Raw genomic sequence first — 16371 nt, forward strand, 5'->3', positions numbered from 1 at the left:
GGGCGCCCCGGGCAGATCGATCCTCATTTCGTCAGCTCCGGGACGTCGAGGCGGCGGCCCTCCCGCCACGCCCGCAGGCCCAGCTCGGCGAGCTGGACGCCGCGTGCCCCCTCGTAGAAGTCCCAGGGGAAGGGGCCGTCGTCGGCGACGTGGCGCAGGAACATCTCCCACTGGGCCTTGAAGCCGTTGTCGAACTCGGTGTTGTCGGGGATCTCCTGCCACTGGGAGCGGAAGTCCTCGGTGGCGGGCAGGTCGGGGTTCCACACTGGCTTCGGCGTCATCGTGCGGTGCTGGACGCGGCAGCGCCGCAGCCCCGCGACCGCCGACCCCTCCGTGCCGTCGACCTGGAACTCCACCAGCTCGTCGCGGAACACCCGGGTGGTCCACGAGGAGTTGATCTGGGCGACGATCCCGCCCTCCAGCTCGAAGATCCCGTAGGCGGCGTCGTCGGCGGTGGCCTCGTAGGGCTTGCCGTGCTCGTCCACCCGCTCGCCGATGTGCGTCGCGCCCAGCGCCTGCACCGACCGCACCGGCGCGATCACCCCGTCCAGGACGTACCGCCAGTGGCAGAACATGTCCAGGATGATGCCGCCGCCGTCCTCGGCGCGGTAGTTCCAGCTGGGGCGCTGGGCCTCCTGCCAGTCGCCCTCGAACACCCAGTACCCGAACTCGCCGCGCACCGACAGGATCCGGCCGAAGAACCCGCCGTCCACCAGCCGCTTGAGCTTGAGCAGCCCCGGCAGGAACAGCTTGTCCTGCACCACGCCGTGCTTGACCCCGGCCTCCTCGGCCAGGCGGGCCAGGGCGAGCGCCTCGTCGAGGTCCTCGGCGAGGGGCTTCTCGGTGTACACGTGCTTGCCGGCGGCCACCGCCGCGCGGATCGCCTCGACCCGCGCGCCGGTGACCTGGGCGTCGAAGTAGATGTCGATGTCCGGACGCGCCAGCGCCTCGGCCAGGTCGGTCGTCCACGCCGTCAGCCCGTGGCGTTCGGCCAGTTCGCGCAGCTTGACCTCGCTGCGTCCGACGAGCACCGGCTCCGGCCACAGCACGGTGCCCTCGGCCGTGCGGACCCCGCCCTGCTCCCTGATCGCGAGGATCGAGCGCAGAAGATGCTGGCGGTACCCCATCCGGCCGGTGACGCCGTTCATGACGATCCCGATGGACCTGCGTGCCATCCCGTTCCTTCCTAGCCTGTCGTGTGTCGAGTGCGGCGCGCCCTCAGGCGTGCCTGGCGGAGCGCGCCGGTCAGTCGGCCGCGCCGCCCGCGCCGAGGAGCCCGCGCACGCGATTGGTGACGCGGGCGAACTCCGGGCGGGCCATCGTCTCGGCGTAGTCGCGCTCGGCGGGCAGGTCGACGTCGATGATCTCGGCGATCGACCCGGGCCGGTCGGTCATCACCACGACGCGGTCGGCCAGGTAGGCGGCCTCCGCGATGGAGTGCGTGACCAGCAGGACGGTCGTGCCCGTCTCCCGCCAGATCCGGTTCATCTCGATGTTGAGCTGCTCGCGGGTGAGGGCGTCGAGCGCGCCGAACGGCTCGTCCATCAGCAGGACGGGCGGCTCGTGCAGCAGCGCCCGGCACAGCGCGACCCGCTGCTGCATGCCGCCGGACAGCTCGTGCGGCAGCGCGTCCTCGAAGCCCTGCAGGCCCGTCATCTCGATCAGCTCGGCGGTCCGCTTGCGCGCCTGCTCGGACGGCATCTTGCGCATCTCCGCCTGCAGCAGGATGTTCTTGCGGGCGCTGCGCCATTCCAGCAGCGCGGCCCGCTGGAACACGTAGCCGATGTCGTGGCGCGGTCCCGAGACCTTGTCGCCGCGCAGCCGCACGTCCCCGGTCGAGGGCTTCAGCAGCCCCGCGACCAGCTTCAGCATCGTGGACTTGCCGCAGCCGGACGGGCCGACGATCGCGACGAACTCGCCCATCGGGACGTCCAGCGACACCTCGCGCAGGGCGGTGACGTCGCGCTTGCGGGTGCGGAACCGGACGGCGACCTCGTCGAGGCTGACGGCCGTCTCCCGGCCGGTGTCCCGCTTCGCGGTGGATTGCTCGCTCATGGTCCTCATCGCTCGTCCCGTCAGGTCTGCGGCGCGGCCGACGACTGCCAGTACTCCGACGGCGCCTGCGCCTTCCCGATGACCCCGGCCTGCTGGAAGGTGGAGATCGTCTGCTTCCAGTCGTCCTCGGAGTTCACGCCGGGCGCCTTGCCCTGCGTCGCGGGGGTGTGCAGCAGCGTCAGCGTGGTCTTGAACTGCTCGGTGAGCACCTTCTCGGGCGGCAGCTGCTCGGACGCGCCCGCCATGCTCGCGACGGCGCCCGCCTGGTCGGACTCCGCGGCCGTCCACGACTCGCTCGTGGCCGCGACCATCTCCTTGACCAGCTTGGCGTCGCTCTTCAGCTTCCGCTCGCCGGCCAGCAGGCCGTTGGAGAAGAAGTTCAGCCCGAAGTCGGAGTACCGCAGGTACGAGACCTCCTTGCCGGACTTGGCGGCCATCGTCGGGCCCTGGTCGTTCGCGAAGCCCATGAGCCCCTGGGTCTTGCCGGCCAGCACCGCGGCCATCTTCCCGGCCGGGTCGGTGTTCTGGACGGGGACGTCGCTCGGGCTCATCCCGTTCTTCTGCAGGAACACCGGGAAGGTGCGCGCCAGCGCGTCCCCGGCCGTCCCGGCGATCTTCTTGCCCTTCAGGTCGGCGGGCTTCTTGATCCCGGCCGAGGTGAACGACTGCACGGACGCGGGCGTCGTCTGCAGGAACACGCCGATGCTCTTGACCGGCATCCCCTTGTCGACGGCGGCGAGCAGCGCGGGCGTGTCGGCCCAGCCGAAGTCGGTCTGGCCGGCGCCGGTGGCCTGGACGGTCTTCTGCGAGCCCTGGCCCGCCTTGATCTCCAGGTCGATGCCGTGCTTCTCGAAGATGCCCTTCTTCTTGCCGTAGTAGAACGGCGCGTGCTCGCCGTAGGGGTACCAGTTCAGGGTCAGCGTGACCTTGGTGAGCTTCTTGCCCGAGGCGCTCGTGGTCTCGCCGGAGTCACCGCCGCAGGCGGCGCCGGTGAGTGCGAGTGCCGGCGCCATGACGGCGATGGCGAGGGTGCGGAGTTTCATAGGACGGCCCTCCGTAAAGGGGTGGGTTGTTCTCGGCCGTTGGTCTGTCGGGACGTCCCGTCCGGCGGAATCCGGGCGGGCGGTTCGGGTGGCGGGGGGCGCGTCTGCCGGCGGCGCCGTCAGTAGGTGGTGGTGACGGCCTCGCCGCGGCGGCTGGCGTGCCACGGAAGCAGCAGCTTCTCCGCGACCTCGACGACGACGAACAGCACGACGCCGATGGCCGACATGACCAGCAGCCCGGCGAACAGCATCGGGGTGTCGAGATTGCCGTTGGCCTGCAGGATCACGTAGCCGAGCCCCTCGTTCGCGCCGACGAACTCGCCGACCACGGCGCCGGTGACGGCCAGGGTGACCGCGACCTTCAGGCCGGAGAACAGGTGCGGGAGCGACGCCGGCAGCCGGATCTTGGTGAACGTGGCCATCGGGCTCGCGCCCATCGTGGCCGACAGCTGGAGCATCTCCGGGTCCACCGCCTTCAGCCCGGCGACCATTGAGATCACCACCGGGAAGAAGGCGATCAGCACCGCCACGACGATCTTGGGGCCGATGCCGAAGCCGAGCCACACCACGAACAGCGGGGCGATCGCGATCTTCGGGATGACCTGCGCGAACAGCAGGATCGGATAGAGCGTGCGCTCGACCGTGGCCGAGTACACCATGAGCACCGCGGACGCGACGCCGATGAGCACCGCGAGCGCGAAGCCGATCAGGGTCTCGTACGTGGTGACCCACGTGTGGTGCCAGATGTAGCCCCACTTGTCGCCCATCAGCCGCAGCGTCGCGCCGGGCGAGGGGACGAGGTAGGCCTCCACCAGCTTGAAGGCACTGATCGCCCACCACGCGGCGAAGCAGGCCACCAGCAGGGCGGCGGGCCGCCACGACCGTTCCAGGCCGTCGCGGACCCGTTCGCCCGCGCCGGGCCTGGCGCGTTCCACGACGCCGGCCGCCTCCGCCGAGGGCGGTGCGGCCGTCGTACCCTGACTCACCATGGGTTCCTCCGGACGGGGTGGTTCGGAAAGCGCGTTCAGAAAGCGCTTTCTGATGTACCGTAAGAACCGGCACACGCCGCGGTCAAGAGGGTCTTCGCCAGGAACCCGCCGCGAGGGCCCGTGCCGGCCGAGGGGGGCGGGGATGACGGAAGCGGCCGAAGGGGAGCGCACCGGCGACCGGGCGTACGTGACCCTGCAGGACGTCGCGCGGGAGGCGAGCGTCTCGCTGGCCACCGCGTCCCGCGTCCTGAACGGGACCTCGCAGGTCCGCGCCGACCTGCGGGAACGCGTCCTGGCCGCGGCGGCCGAGCTGAGCTACACCCCGAACGCGCACGCCCAGGCCCTCGCCAGCTCCTCCAGCAAGTCCGTCGGGGTCGTCTGCCACGACGTCAGCGACCCCTACTTCGCCGCCGTGGCCCGCGGCGTCATGCGCACCGCCGCCGAGCACGGGATGCTGGTGATGCTCGCCAGCACGTTCCGCGACCCGGCGCGCGAGGTCGAGTACGTGGCGATGCTGCGCGCCCAGCGAGCCCGCGCGATCCTGCTCATCGGGTCCGGCTTCGAAGACCGCGACTGGGAGCGGGCGATGGCCGCCGAACTCGACCCCTACCAGCGCACCGGCGGCCGTGTCGCCGTCCTCAGCCGGCACCGCAGCCTCAAGGTCGACGCCATCCTGCCGCAGAACCGGGAGGGCGCCGCCGCCCTCGCCCGCGCCCTGCTCGACCTCGGCCACCGCCGCTTCGGCGTGCTGACCGGCCCCCGCGCTCTCACGACCGTCCACGACCGGCTCGGCGGGTTCACCGACGCGCTCGCCGACGCGGGCGTCCGCGTCGACCCCGGGCACATCGTCGAGGCCCCCTTCACCCGCGACGGCGGCTACCGGGCGGCGGTCGAACTGCTCAGCCGCGACAACCGTCCGACCTGCGTGTTCGCCGTCACGGACGTGATGGCGGTCGGCGCGCTCGCCGCCCTGCGCGACCACGGCGTGTTAGTGCCGGAGGAGATGTCGCTCGCCGGATTCGACGACATCTCGATCGTCCGCGACCTGACCCCGGCGCTCACCACCGTCGCGCTGCCGCTGAACGCGATGGGGGAGCGCGTCATGGGCCTGGCCCTGCGCGAGCCCGCCACCCGCCGCAGCCGCATCGAGCGCGTCGCGGGCGAGGTGGTGCTGCGCGCCAGCACCGCACCGCCCGGCTGACCCGGGCGCCCGCCCCCCGGAGACATGTAATGAAGATCGAGAAAATCGAGACGTTCTGCGTCGCGCTGCCCACCCGGCGCTCGTTCGGGGTGTCCGGCGGCGCCGTCGCCGTCGCCGGGCAGCCCAGCCTGCGCGTCCTCGTCAAGGTCAGCGCCGAGGGCGCGCACGGCTGGGGCGAGGCGACCCCCATCCCCGCCTGGACGTACGAGACCGCCGAGTCCATCGTCACCACCATCGACCGGTACCTCGCGCCGGCGATCATCGGCCGTCCCGCCTGGGACCTCGACGGCGTGACGGCCGCCTTCGACCGCGCCGTCAACCGGGGCTTCAGCATCGGGGCGCCGCTCGCCAAGTCCGCCGTGGACGTCGCCCTCCACGACCTGCTCGGCCGCGCCGCCGGCGTCCCGCTGGGCGTCATGTGGGGCCAGCGCCGCCGGGAGACGATCGACCTCGGCTGGATCGTCTCCGGCCGTTCCCCGGGCGAGGTGGCGCAGAGCGTCGCCGAGGGCCGTGACCTGGGGTTTCGTGCCTTCAAGGTCAAGATCGGCCTGGGGCCCGAGGGCGCCGAGGTCGTCGAGGCCGTCCGCCTGCACGCTGGCGACGAGGCGGCGCTCTGGGTGGACGCGAACCAGGGCTACACCGTCCGCTCGGCCATCACGATGGCGCGCCGCCTGGAGGACCTCGGCGTGACCGCGTTCGAGCAGCCCCTCCCGGCCAACGACATCGCGGGCCTGCGCCGCCTCCGCGACGCCTCCCCGATTCCGGTCGCCCTCGACGAGAGCCTCCGCCACCCGTCCGACCTGGCGACCTTCGTCCGCCTCGACGCGGTCGACGTCGCCATCGCGAAGGTCCAGCGCACCGGCGGGCTGACCCTGTCCCGCCGCCTGTGCGCCCTCGCGGAGGACTGCGGCGTCGCGCTGATGGGCTCCGGCCTCACCGACTCCGACCTCGGCCTCGCCGCGTCCCTGCACCTCTTCTCGGCCTTCGGCGTCGACACCCCGGTCGACCTCAACGGCCGCCAGTTCATCGAATCCCCGTACGCGGGGCCGACCGTCGAGATCCGCGACGGCACCGCCCGCGTCCCCGACGCCCCCGGCCTCGGCGTCGAGGTGGACGAGCGGACCGTCCGCGACCTGGCGGTCGACGTCCTCTAGACGCGAAGAACCCGCCCGGGCCCCGGGCGGGTTCTCATCTATCGGCCTGAGAGGCCGTCAGTGCGCGGCGAGCTCGTCCTCGGACACGTCGACCTCCGCGGGACGCTCGGAGTCCGGTTCCGCGGGCCGCCATTCGGGCCACGCGTCGATCTTGGTCCGCCGGGGGTTCGCCAGGGCGTTGTCCATTGTTACCGCAGTCCTCCTGTTCAAGGCCGGGCCGGATCAATAGATGGTCCCGGCGGGATGCCGGGTCCGCAAAATGGTCTAGACCGCGGTTCCCATCCCGGGCCGCGGCAAACCCCACAACAACGTCAATCGATCATCCATTCCCGGGCGGGAAACGGGATGGACGGCGACGGCCGTCCCTGGCACGCTCTCACCCATGAACGTCGCCGAGCTGATCCGCCTCCAGGAACAGGGCGAGCGCCCGAAGTTCCTGTTCTTCTGGGGGCACCAGACCCCAGGTCGCGGCTACCTCAGCCAGTGGTGGCCGTCCCCCTTCACCGTCGGCGGCGTCACCTACGCGACCGCCGAGCACTACATGATGGCGGAAAAGGCCCGCCTCTTCGGTGACGAGGAAACGGCCGCCGCCATCCTCGCCGCGCCTCATCCCCGCCGCGCGAAAGACCTCGGCCGCCGCGTCCGCGACTTCGACGAGCAGACATGGCGCGACAATCGTGTGACCATTGTCACAAAGGCCGGCGAGGCCAAGTTCGCCCAGAACAAAGATCTTCGCGACTACCTCGCAGGCACCGGCGACCGCGTCCTCGTGGAAGCGAGCCCCCTCGACCGCGTCTGGGGCATAGGCCTGACCGCCGACGACCCCCGCGCCGAACATCCCGCCTCCTGGCAGGGCGAGAACCTCCTGGGCTTCGCCCTCATGACCGCCCGCGAGACGCTGTCCGCCTGACCTCACCACCCGTCGATCACCTTGGGTGTTCGGATATCGGATCGCCTGAGACCGGCGGACGGTGGCACGCTGCCTCCATGGACCAAGCAGAGGCGCTGCTCATCGGGGGACGGGCAGGCGTCGGAAAGACGACGGTGGGGTGGGAGGTCTCAGCGCTGCTGCGGGCCGCGCGGGTCCCGCACGCGATCATCGATGGGGACTTCATGGGGCAGGTGCATCCGGCACCGGAGGGGGACCCGGACCGCGCCGAGATCACAGAGCGGAACCTGACCGCCGTGTGGGGGAACTACGCGCGATGCGGCTACCGCCGCCTGATCTACACCAACACCCTGAGCATCCTGCCCGAGGTGAACGGCATGTTCGAACGCGCCCTGGGGCCGGAGACGCGGATCGTCCGTGTCCTGCTCACCGCCTCCGACACCACAGCGCGCGAGCGGCTGGTGCGCCGGGAATTGGGCTCTGAACTGGAGCAGGAGCTTCAGGGCAGCGCCCGCAAGGCACGACTCCTGGACCAGCACGCCCCCGCCGACACGGTACGAGTGACGACGGACGCGCGAACCGTCACGGACATCGCAAACGAGGTAGTGAACGCCACTGGCTGGACCACAGTCTGATCTGGACCGCTGCCTGATCTGGACCGCTGCCTGATCTGGGCCGCTGCCTGATCTGGGCCGCTGCCTGATCTGGGCCGCTGCCTGATCTGGGCCGCTGCCTCATCTGGACTGAGGGCGTCTTGCCGTAAGTCATGTCTGATCCGGCCGGTGCGCTGGCGATTGTTCGGGAGATAGAGCACCGATGCCATTGATCTCGATGAGTTTGATCGAGTCGTGTCTTTCATGAGAGGTGTTGCGACGGGGCGGCAATGGCCGTGCCGACTCCGGCATGCTTTTGACCGTCGAGTCCTGACGTGGCCGCCGTCGATCTTGGTGTGCGCGGTTAGGTTTGCGGACGGGGAAGAGGGTCGTCGGATGCAGGCGCTGAATCTCGACCACATCGTTTCTTGCCTTCTTGGTCGGGGGTCATATGGGTTCGGCGTGCTTTCGCTCTGCATTAGCCCCCTTTTCGGGGGACCGTGCATGGGTGCCGTGATGTGTTCGTGCGTGGTGTGTTCTTCGAGGGGGCGGCCGGGGTGGGGTGGCGCTGCGTACGGGGCCGCCCCTCCAAAGTCAAGGGCGCCTTCGGCGTCGCTACGCGATGGGACTTCGTCCCACCCTTGACTTCGGAGCCTCTGCGGCCCCTGGTGCAGGTTTCGTCGGGCAGGCTCCGCCTGCCCCCCGCCCGACGCGCCACCCCACCCCTCCAAGAGGGTTCGTCCTCTATCCCTCCAAGAGGGCCCAATCGTTCGAGGTTGCCGACAGGGGACGGACGGGACTTGCCGGGCAGGGAAGTTCGTCGGCCCTGGGAGGGGTGTTCTTCCCAGTAGATTTGGATCACGAATCGAATTCGAATGTGAGCCGACTCCGTCTATCTATCCAGTGATAGAAGTAAGACCGCGCAATGCGCGGTTGTGGGAGAGTTCGGTCAGCGGTTCGATATAGGCTCTACTTATGCGTTCAGTAGTTGTCGATCTCGATTCGGCGTCCACCATGGAATTGGTGAACGTCGCGTCCGCGATCGCGGCTGAACTCGCCAAGCGCCCCGCACCGGATTCCGCGCCGGCCTGCATGGAGCTGACTGAAACCCTCGCTGCCGCCTCCGATATGCACGAGGCAGCCCTCGCCGGATTCATCGGTGTGGTCGACACCGGCCGGGAAGTGCAGCGGTGGGGCTTCCCCTCCACGCAGTCATGGCTGCGCAACCGCCTGGGCATGCGCGAGGCCCGTGCCAAAGAACGCCTCACCCTGGCCCGGCAACGGCATCGCCTCACCGAGCTGACCGGTCGATGGGAGTCCGGGACCGTCTCGTTCGGGTACGCGTCCACCATCGCGGGCGCAGTCGCCCGGCTGGACGACGAGGACTGCAAAGCTGCCGAGGAGATCCTGCTCGGCATGGTCGACCAGTCCTTCTCCGCCGGGAAGGTCGCCTCGATCGGCCGCCGTATCCGCGACGTGATCGCCGAGCGAGACGGCACCGAACAGCCCCCCGACGCCGACACTCGCCGCGCCTACGAGCGGTCCTGGATCGACACGACCCGATCCCTGGACGGCGGCCGCTACATCAAGGGGTGGCTCAACGCCGAAGACGCCGCCATCTGGGAAGGCACCCTCGGCCCGCTCGCCAAGCCGGCCGGGACCGACGACCACCGCGACCTGTCCGAACGCACCGCGGCCGCCCTCACCTCCGTACTGTCCGGCGGCCACAAGGCCACTAAAGTCACCGTCATCTGCGAGCTGGACACCCTCACCGGCGGCCATGCCCCCGCCCGCCTCGCCGACGGAACCCCGATCCCGGCCGAACAGGCCCGTCGCATCGCCCTGTCAGCCGGAGTGTCGCCCCTGCTGCTCGGCAAGGGCGGCATCCCGCTGTATCTGGGCCGCACCGAACGCTTCGCCACCCCTGGCCAGCGCCGCGTCCTGGAAAGCCTCAACCCCACCTGCGCCGTCCAGGGCTGCGAAGTCCCCGGCACCCTCTGCGAAGTCGACCACGTCGACGGATGGGCGCTCGGCTCGCCCACAGACATCGACCAGCTCACCCTCACCTGCGGATGGCACAACCGCTGGAAGGCCACCAACCCCCACCGAGTCCACATCACCAAGACTCCGAACGGCCGCTACACCTACCGCCTCCAGCCACCGGGCGCCCCCAGGCCCCCAGCCACCAAGCCCCTAACCCCGTGGACCGTAGAGCCCAAAACGATCTCCCCACCCCACCGAATCACCCTCACCACACCCCCACCAACAAACCCGCGCGCCCCGTAACCCAAACCCCCACACCATCCCCCTCTCCGTCCCTCACCCGCCCATCACCCAGACCAATTGGGCCACTACCCCCTGCCCTCACCCCAGCGCACCCCACCACCCACCCCACCCACCCCAGCCAAGGCCAAGAGAACCGCCCCGCTCCCGGCTAGCCCCGCCCGCCCCGCCCGCGTGCTTCGGCTTAGCCCCACCTTGCCTCGCCAGGCCTGACCGCGCCCCTCGCCTACCCCACCCCACCCCAAGGCCAAGAGCACCGCCCCGCCCGGCTAGCCTCGCCCGCCCCCCGCCCTGCTCGGCCACGCGTGCTTCGGCTTAGCTGCCTTGCCTCACCAGGCCTGGCCACGCTTCGCCCGCCCCATTCGGTCCTACCTCGCGCCGGCTTGCCCAGCGTCGCCCCGCCCGGCCTCGCCCGGCCGTGTGTATGTCGGCCCTGCCCTGCTCTGCCCCGCCGGGCCTTTCCTCGCCCGCTCCGCTTGGCTCTGCCTCGTGTCGCCCTGCCCGGCCACGCGTGTCTCGGCCTTGCCTAGCCTGCCTTGCTCTGCCTCGCCAGGACTTGCCGGTGCTTGTGTTGAGTACGGAGTCTTCGTCGGTGGGTGGCGGAGTTGTTGCCGGTGAGAAGTCGATTGGCGCGGGTCAGTGGATCTGTCGTGCCATGAAGATCGCTTGCTCGCCGGCCGACTCGGTGCCGTCGTAGAGCCTGGTGTCCAGCCCGCAGAAGGCGAAGCCCATCTTCAGATAGGCGCTGATCGCTGGAGCGTTGATGTTGCTGACTTCAAGCCATACATGCCCGGCACCCCGCTCTTCGGCGAAGTCGAAGGCGTGGCTCATCAAGGTTCGTCCCAGACCCCTGCCTCTCCACCCTGGTGCGACCTCGATGTCGCAGATGGTCAGGCGCCTGTTCCATGGTTCGAAGGAGTTCTCCACGAACCCGCACAGTTCGTCTTCGCTGTAGGCGACCACCGTCTGGCTCAGCTCGGGATCGCGGTCGGCCCGGGTGTCCTCATCGGCTGGGAAGACCTTGTGGATCGGAGGGGTCACGGGAGCCTGGCGAAGCGTGAAGCCCTCGCCCGTTTCGACCACTTCGAACACGGAATCTGTTGTGAACGACCCATCGAGCTTCGCCAAGGCCTGGTCGTCCTCGGGTCGAGCAAGCCGATAGGTGACGGCGCCCTGCACGCCGAGCACCGTCGCATCGTTCACGGTCTTCTTCATGATCGACAACCTATTGCCGTCCAAGCGGAAGGCTTCGTCCCCGTTGCTGTGTCATGAGCAGTCTCTGTCCGCACCGCTCTGCGGTCGCGTCGGGCGCCACTACCGGCTGGGACAGCGCCCGCCACTCGTCAGGCAGGAACCGCTCCACCATCTCCGTAGCCGCAGGCTGGCGCTAGGCCAAATTCGATGGCGTCTTAGTCGGCCATGCTGGTGGGCGTGGGCGTGGGCGTGGGCGTGGGCGTGGGCGTGGGCGTGGGGGTGGGCCAGGTGGTCATGGCGTGGGTGATGATCGATTCCAGGTCGGGGCGGGTGGCGCCGTCGCGGGCTTGGAGGGAGAGGCCCTGCACCACGGTGGTGTAGTAGCGGGCGAGGGCGTCGAGGTCGGTGGGGGACGCGGTGAGGTCGCCGTCGGTCACGCCGCGGGCCAGGCGGGCCCTGATGGCGGTGAGCATGTCGTGCCGGAGGCCGGCCAGGAACTCGCGGACCTCGTGGTTCTCCACGGCGCCGGTCGGGGCGGCGAGGACGAGCATGCAGTAGTGCGGGGCGTCGGGGCGGGTGATCTCGTCGGCGGTGGCGCGCAGCATGGCGTGGATCGCGGCGCGGGCGGTCGGCTGCTCGCGCAGGGCGCGTCTCGGGGGTTCGCCTGAGGTCGTGCCGTAGAGCGCCATGACCTTGCGGAACAGGTCCGCTTTGCTGCCGAAGCAGGCGTAGATGCTGGCCGAGGCGATGCCCATGGCCTGGGCCAGGTCCTTGAGGGACGTGCCCTCGTAGCCCCGTTCCCAGAACACGTCCAGCGCCTGGCGCAGGGCGGTGTCCGGGTCGAACGTGCGCGGCCTGCCGCGACCAGCCATCGGGATGCGTCTCCGTACTTGTTTGTCGTTCGATCAACTTTACCTTGACCGGCGCCTCGTGCGCGTGGGACGGTTTGTTTGTCGTTCGATAAACAAATAGGAGCCGACCGTTGAACCTTCCCGCCACCATGCGCGCCCTGCGGCAGACGTCGCTGAACGGCCCCCAGGACCTGCGGCTGATCGATGACGCTCCGATACCGAGCCCTGGTCCTGGCGAGGTTCTGGTCCGGGTCGCGGCCGCCGGGGTCAACTTCGTCGACGTCTCGCAGGCCCACGGCACGTTCGCGGGTGGGCCGCAGCCGCCGTATGTGGCGGGCATCGAGGGCGCAGGCGAGGTCGTCGCCCTCGGGGAGGGGGTGGACGGTCCGGAGCCCGGAACCCATGTCATCGGTGTCGGCGTCGAGGGCGGCGCCTTCGCGGAGTACATGGTGCTGCCCGCGGCCGCGGCGGTTCCCGTGCCGGTGGGCTGGGGCGACGAGCAGGCCCTGGGCATGGTCGTGAACTGGCCGACCGCGCTGGCGGCGCTCAAGCCGCTGGGCCGCATCGAAGCAGGTCAGACGGTGTTGATCCACGCCGCGGCCGGCGGGACCGGTCAGGTCGCGGTGAGGCTGGCCAAGCACTACGGCGCGACGGTGATCGCCGCGGCCTCGCCCGGCAAGCACGAGGTCGTCCTGGGGCTGGGCGCCGACCACGTCATCGACTCGCGCGCCGCCGACCTCGCCGGCGAGGTCCTGCGGCTGACGGGCGGCGCAGGCGCCGACCTGGTGCTGGAGTCGGTCGGCGGCGCCGCCCTCGACGCCAGCCTGGCCGCGACCAAGCGGGTCACGGGACGGGTCGTCGTCTACGGCGTGGCCGGTGGCGAAGCCGCGATCACCAACTGGGAACTGGTCTACAAGCACCAAGTCCACCTGATCGGCCTGAACATCGGCACTCTGATCCAGGCCGCACCGCAGATCTTCGGCGAGGTCATGGGGGAGATGTCCGCGCTCCTCGCGGCCGGGGTGCTCGGCCCCGGCCGGCCCGCCACCTACGAGCTGGCCGAGGGGCCCAAGGCGCTCGCGGAACTGGAGGCGCGGGCCACCGTGGGCAAGCTGGCTCTGCTGCCTTGAGCGGGGATGTTCAGTGCGCTTGGCGGGGACGGGGTTTGGCGCGGACGTGGAGGCGTTCCCCCTGGCGGCCGAAGAGGCTGAGGACCTCGACCGGGCCTTCGCCCGTGGTGCCGAACCAGTGCGGTAGCCGGGTGTCGAACTCGGCCACCTCGCCCGGGCCCAGGATCAGGTCGTGGTCGGCCAGGACCAGGCGCAGACGCCCCGAAAGCACGTAGAGCCACTCGTAGCCCTCGTGGGTGCAGAGGTCGGGCACGCGCCGGGCCGCCGGGAGGACCATCTTGTACGACTGGATCGGGCCGGGCTGGCGTGTCAGGGGGAGGACGGTGTTGCCGTTCACCCGCCGGGGCGTCAGCCGGACGCGGGGGTCGCCGACCTCGGGGGCGCCCACCAGTTCGTCCAGCGGAACCTGGTGGGCGTGCGAGATGGGCAGCAGCAACTCCAGGCTGGGACGGCGCTGACCGGACTCCAGGCGCGACAGAGTGCTCTTCGAGATCCCGGTGGCCTCGGACAGCTCGGCCAGCGTCACGTTGCGCTCGGTGCGCAGCCGCTTGAGACGCGGGCCGACCTCGGCGAGCGCGTCGGCGATGGCGGGTGGGTGATGCATGCCCCCATTCCACTGCGGCCGTCCCGGAAATGGCAACAAAGGTTGTCGGCCGGGCGGCGGGGAGGGCACTGTCCGCGGCGGAGGTGATCGCGATGAGCGATGACGAGTACGACGTCGCGGTGGTCGGTGCGGGGGCCGCCGGGTTGAACGCCGCGCTGGTGCTGGCGCGGGCGCGGCGGCGGGTCGCGGTGGTGGACGCGGGCGAGCCCCGCAACGCCCCGGCCGCGCACATGCAGGGGTTCCTGTCGCGGGACGGGATGCCGCCCGCCGCGCTGCTGGACGTGGGCCGGGCCGAGGTCGCCGGGTACGGGGCGGCTCTGATCGGCGCCCGGGTGGAGCACGTCGATCCCGGGTTCACCGTGCGCCTCGTCGGCGGGGCGGTCCTGAGCGCGCGGCGGCTGGTGGTGGCCACCGGTCTGCGGGACGAGTTGCCCGGCATCCCCGGGGTGGCGGAGCGGTGGGGGCGGGACGTGCTGCACTGCCCTTACTGCCACGGGTACGAGGTCCGCGACCAGCCCCTGGGCGTGCTGGGCACCTCGCCCGGCGCGGTGCATCAGGCGCTGCTGCTGCGGCAGTGGTCCGAGGACGTGGTGCTGTTCGCCCACACCCTGGAGTTGGACGAAGAGGAGCGTGAGCGTCTCACCGCCCGCGGCGTGCGCCTCGTGGAGGGGGAGGTCAAGCGGGTTGTCGCGGACGATCGGGTGCGCGGCGTCGAGCTGGCCGACGGGCGGACGGTGCCGCGCCGCGCGGTGTTCCTGTTCCCGCGAATGGTTCCGCGCGACGCCCTGCTGACCGGGCTCGGCTGCGCCGTCGAGGACGGCCGGGTCGTCACCGACCGGACCGGACGCACCACTGTGCCGGGCGTGTGGGCGGTCGGGAACGTGGCCGATCCTCGCGGCCAGGTCGTCACCGCCGCCGGCATGGGTTCCGCGGCCGCCATCGCCCTCAACGCCGACCTGCTGGACGAGGACGTCCACCGCGCCGTGGAGCAGCACCGTGTCGTGGAGCAGCACCGTGTCGTGGACCAGCACCGCGCCGTGGACCAGCACCGTGTCGGGGGTGGGGGGCGGTGAGTGTCGGAGTCGTGTCGGAGCCGGCTTCGGTCTCCGGGAAGAGGTTGCCGCTCGGGGTCTACCTGCTCGCGTTCAGCCTGTTCGCGATGGGCAGCGCGGAGTTCCTGCTGGCCGGGGTGCTGCCGGAGATCGCCGACGATCTGCGGATCAGCCTGTCCTCGGCCGGTGCGCTGATCTCGGCGTTCGCCGCCGGGGTGGTCGTCGGGGGGCCTCCCCTCGCCGTCCTGACGCTGCGCTGGCCGCGACGCGCCACGCTGGTGGCGACGCAGGTCGTCTTCGCGGTCTCGGTGGCGGTCGGCCTTGTGGCCGACGATTACGCGGTGCTGCTGGTCACCCGCTTCCTGTGCGGCCTGGCCTATGCGGGGTACTGGGCGGTCGCGGCGGTCACCGCGATCGGCCTCGTCACGCCCGACCGCACCGCGCGGGCTTCGGGGGTGGTCGTCAGCGGGCTCAGCCTGGCAATGGTCGCAGGCGGTCCGGCGGGCGCGCTGCTCGGCTACTTCACCGGGTGGCGGGGCGGGTTCTGGGGGGTGGTTGCCCTGACCGCCGCGGGCGCGGTCCTGAGCCTGCTCGCGGTGCCCGTGACCAGCGCGGACGCGGAGCCGAGCGTGCGGCGTGAGCTGCGCACCATGGGGCGGCCGCGGCTGTGGGTCGTCTACGCCGCGACCATCCTGAGCACCGCCGCCTACATGATCTCGTTCAACTATCTCGCCGCGTTCCTGACCGATGTCACCGGCATTCCGGGCGTGTGGGTGCCGGCGGTCCTCGCACTGTTCGGCGTCGGCGCTTTCATCGGTCTGTCCGTCGGGGGCCGGATCGCCGACAGACGGCCCACGCACGCGCTCATGGCCGGGGCGCTCGGGATAGCGGCCTGTTCCGTCCTGCTCGCGGTCCTGGCCGGGCATGCGACGGCCGTCGTCCCGCTCGTCCTGCTGCTCGGGGTCGCCGGATTCGTGCTGAACCCGGCCATCTACGGGCGGGTGTTCGCCATCGCGGCAGATGCGCCGACCCTCGCCGGGGCCACGACCGTCTCGGCGTTCCAGCTCGGCATCAGCATCGTGCCGGCCCTCGCCGGTGCCGCCATGAACGCCGGCGCGGGCCTCACCTCCGTCACCTGGATCGGTGCCGGGCTGGCGGCGGCCATCGTGCCGACGGTCCTCCTCGACCGGACGCTCTCCCGCCGCGGACGGGACTGACCAGACCACGAGGAGGCGCGGTCGACGCCCGCTCGGTCCGCCATGCGGACGGCTCCCCCAGCGGTCGTCGCCTCACCACCCAGTTGCGTGCGCAGGGCTTCGACTACGACTCCGCC

At 70.8% G+C, this 16371-nt stretch carries 16 protein-coding genes; 8 read left to right on the forward strand and 8 right to left on the reverse strand.

Annotated elements, in window-relative coordinates; translation table 11 throughout:
- Positions 1-23 precede the first annotated feature (23 nt).
- From AB0C84_RS40985 to AB0C84_RS41000, 4 genes are all read right to left on the reverse strand, one after another.
- The gene (locus tag AB0C84_RS40985) at positions 24-1175 is read right to left on the reverse strand and encodes a Gfo/Idh/MocA family oxidoreductase (protein ID WP_361076948.1); all 1152 of its coding nucleotides are present in this window, start codon (positions 1173-1175) and stop codon (positions 24-26) included.
- A gap of 70 nt (positions 1176-1245) precedes the next feature.
- Positions 1246-2055 carry an ABC transporter ATP-binding protein gene (locus AB0C84_RS40990; RefSeq protein ID WP_246396154.1) on the reverse strand — a complete coding sequence of 270 codons (810 nt, stop codon included), beginning with the start codon at positions 2053-2055 and terminating at the stop codon, positions 1246-1248.
- 20 nt (positions 2056-2075) lie between these two features.
- Positions 2076-3098, reverse strand: a complete 1023-nt coding sequence (locus AB0C84_RS40995; RefSeq protein WP_361076951.1) for an ABC transporter substrate-binding protein — start codon at positions 3096-3098, stop codon at positions 2076-2078.
- A 119-nt stretch (positions 3099-3217) separates the two neighbouring features.
- Positions 3218-4087, reverse strand: a complete 870-nt coding sequence (locus AB0C84_RS41000; RefSeq protein WP_179846583.1) for an ABC transporter permease — start codon at positions 4085-4087, stop codon at positions 3218-3220.
- A 142-nt stretch (positions 4088-4229) separates the two neighbouring features.
- Here AB0C84_RS41000 and AB0C84_RS41005 point away from each other — a divergent pair, with 142 nt between their 5' ends.
- On the forward strand, positions 4230-5288 hold the full coding sequence (locus AB0C84_RS41005) for a LacI family DNA-binding transcriptional regulator (protein WP_361076954.1): 1059 nt from the start codon (positions 4230-4232) through the stop codon (positions 5286-5288).
- Between the two features lie 29 nt (positions 5289-5317).
- Entirely contained in the window at positions 5318-6442 is a 1125-nt protein-coding gene (locus AB0C84_RS41010; RefSeq protein WP_361076957.1) for an enolase C-terminal domain-like protein, read from the forward strand.
- 57 nt (positions 6443-6499) lie between these two features.
- On the opposite strand, the gene AB0C84_RS41015 is transcribed toward AB0C84_RS41010, so the two are convergent.
- Complete coding sequence (locus tag AB0C84_RS41015; protein WP_281382140.1) at positions 6500-6628, reverse strand: hypothetical protein; 129 nt, start codon at positions 6626-6628, stop codon at positions 6500-6502.
- Between the two features lie 196 nt (positions 6629-6824).
- On the opposite strand from AB0C84_RS41015, the gene AB0C84_RS41020 reads away from it, so the two are divergent.
- The 3 genes from AB0C84_RS41020 to AB0C84_RS41030 all read left to right on the forward strand — a co-directional run bounded on the left by AB0C84_RS41020 (position 6825) and on the right by AB0C84_RS41030 (position 10210).
- A complete protein-coding gene (locus AB0C84_RS41020; RefSeq protein WP_361076960.1) occupies positions 6825-7352 on the forward strand; it encodes an NADAR family protein in 528 nt (175 codons plus the stop codon).
- Positions 7353-7429: 77 nt separating this feature from the next.
- Positions 7430-7966, forward strand: a complete 537-nt coding sequence (locus AB0C84_RS41025) for a hypothetical protein (protein ID WP_361076963.1) — start codon at positions 7430-7432, stop codon at positions 7964-7966.
- 933 nt (positions 7967-8899) lie between these two features.
- Positions 8900-10210 carry a DUF222 domain-containing protein gene (locus tag AB0C84_RS41030; RefSeq protein WP_361076966.1) on the forward strand — a complete coding sequence of 437 codons (1311 nt, stop codon included), beginning with the start codon at positions 8900-8902 and terminating at the stop codon, positions 10208-10210.
- 633 nt (positions 10211-10843) lie between these two features.
- On the opposite strand, the gene AB0C84_RS41035 is transcribed toward AB0C84_RS41030, so the two are convergent.
- A complete protein-coding gene (locus AB0C84_RS41035) occupies positions 10844-11422 on the reverse strand; it encodes a GNAT family N-acetyltransferase (RefSeq protein WP_361076969.1) in 579 nt (192 codons plus the stop codon).
- A gap of 194 nt (positions 11423-11616) precedes the next feature.
- The gene (locus AB0C84_RS41040; protein ID WP_361076972.1) at positions 11617-12273 is read right to left on the reverse strand and encodes a helix-turn-helix domain-containing protein; all 657 of its coding nucleotides are present in this window, start codon (positions 12271-12273) and stop codon (positions 11617-11619) included.
- A gap of 110 nt (positions 12274-12383) precedes the next feature.
- Here AB0C84_RS41040 and AB0C84_RS41045 point away from each other — a divergent pair, with 110 nt between their 5' ends.
- Positions 12384-13382 carry an NADPH:quinone oxidoreductase family protein gene (locus AB0C84_RS41045; RefSeq protein WP_361076975.1) on the forward strand — a complete coding sequence of 333 codons (999 nt, stop codon included), beginning with the start codon at positions 12384-12386 and terminating at the stop codon, positions 13380-13382.
- Between the two features lie 10 nt (positions 13383-13392).
- On the opposite strand, the gene AB0C84_RS41050 is transcribed toward AB0C84_RS41045, so the two are convergent.
- Complete coding sequence (locus tag AB0C84_RS41050; RefSeq protein WP_179846590.1) at positions 13393-13986, reverse strand: XRE family transcriptional regulator; 594 nt, start codon at positions 13984-13986, stop codon at positions 13393-13395.
- A 92-nt stretch (positions 13987-14078) separates the two neighbouring features.
- Here AB0C84_RS41050 and AB0C84_RS41055 point away from each other — a divergent pair, with 92 nt between their 5' ends.
- Together AB0C84_RS41055 and AB0C84_RS41060 are read left to right on the forward strand one after the other, a co-directional pair.
- On the forward strand, positions 14079-15059 hold the full coding sequence (locus tag AB0C84_RS41055; RefSeq protein ID WP_361076978.1) for an NAD(P)/FAD-dependent oxidoreductase: 981 nt from the start codon (positions 14079-14081) through the stop codon (positions 15057-15059).
- Positions 15056-16255: a Cmx/CmrA family chloramphenicol efflux MFS transporter gene (locus AB0C84_RS41060; protein ID WP_361076981.1), complete on the forward strand. Its 1200-nt coding sequence runs from the start codon at positions 15056-15058 to the stop codon at positions 16253-16255. The genes AB0C84_RS41055 and AB0C84_RS41060 overlap by 4 nt, the downstream gene beginning before the upstream one ends.
- Positions 16256-16371: the final 116 nt, after the last annotated feature.

This window comes from Actinomadura sp. NPDC048955, from assembly GCF_040649435.1.
GTDB classification, from domain to species: Bacteria; Actinomycetota; Actinomycetes; order Streptosporangiales; family Streptosporangiaceae; genus Spirillospora; species Spirillospora luteofluorescens.

Bases quoted from the DNA above. Each gene is read 5' to 3' on its own strand.
- AB0C84_RS40995 (WP_361076951.1), bottom strand. From the start codon at position 3,098: ATGAAACTCCGCACCCTCGCCATCGCCGTCATGGCGCCGGCACTCGCA.
- AB0C84_RS41050 (WP_179846590.1), bottom strand. From the start codon at position 13,986: ATGCATCACCCACCCGCCATCGCCGACGCGCTCGCCGAGGTCGGCCCG.
- AB0C84_RS41040 (WP_361076972.1), bottom strand. From the start codon at position 12,273: ATGGCTGGTCGCGGCAGGCCGCGCACGTTCGACCCGGACACCGCCCTG.
- AB0C84_RS41025 (WP_361076963.1), top strand. From the start codon at position 7,430: ATGGACCAAGCAGAGGCGCTGCTCATCGGGGGACGGGCAGGCGTCGGA.
- AB0C84_RS40990 (WP_246396154.1), bottom strand. From the start codon at position 2,055: ATGAGCGAGCAATCCACCGCGAAGCGGGACACCGGCCGGGAGACGGCC.
- AB0C84_RS41035 (WP_361076969.1), bottom strand. From the start codon at position 11,422: ATGAAGAAGACCGTGAACGATGCGACGGTGCTCGGCGTGCAGGGCGCC.
- AB0C84_RS41055 (WP_361076978.1), top strand. From the start codon at position 14,079: ATGAGCGATGACGAGTACGACGTCGCGGTGGTCGGTGCGGGGGCCGCC.
- AB0C84_RS41010 (WP_361076957.1), top strand. From the start codon at position 5,318: ATGAAGATCGAGAAAATCGAGACGTTCTGCGTCGCGCTGCCCACCCGG.
- AB0C84_RS41015 (WP_281382140.1), bottom strand. From the start codon at position 6,628: ATGGACAACGCCCTGGCGAACCCCCGGCGGACCAAGATCGACGCGTGG.
- AB0C84_RS41020 (WP_361076960.1), top strand. From the start codon at position 6,825: ATGAACGTCGCCGAGCTGATCCGCCTCCAGGAACAGGGCGAGCGCCCG.
- AB0C84_RS41000 (WP_179846583.1), bottom strand. From the start codon at position 4,087: ATGGTGAGTCAGGGTACGACGGCCGCACCGCCCTCGGCGGAGGCGGCC.
- AB0C84_RS40985 (WP_361076948.1), bottom strand. From the start codon at position 1,175: ATGGCACGCAGGTCCATCGGGATCGTCATGAACGGCGTCACCGGCCGG.
- AB0C84_RS41005 (WP_361076954.1), top strand. From the start codon at position 4,230: ATGACGGAAGCGGCCGAAGGGGAGCGCACCGGCGACCGGGCGTACGTG.
- AB0C84_RS41030 (WP_361076966.1), top strand. From the start codon at position 8,900: ATGCGTTCAGTAGTTGTCGATCTCGATTCGGCGTCCACCATGGAATTG.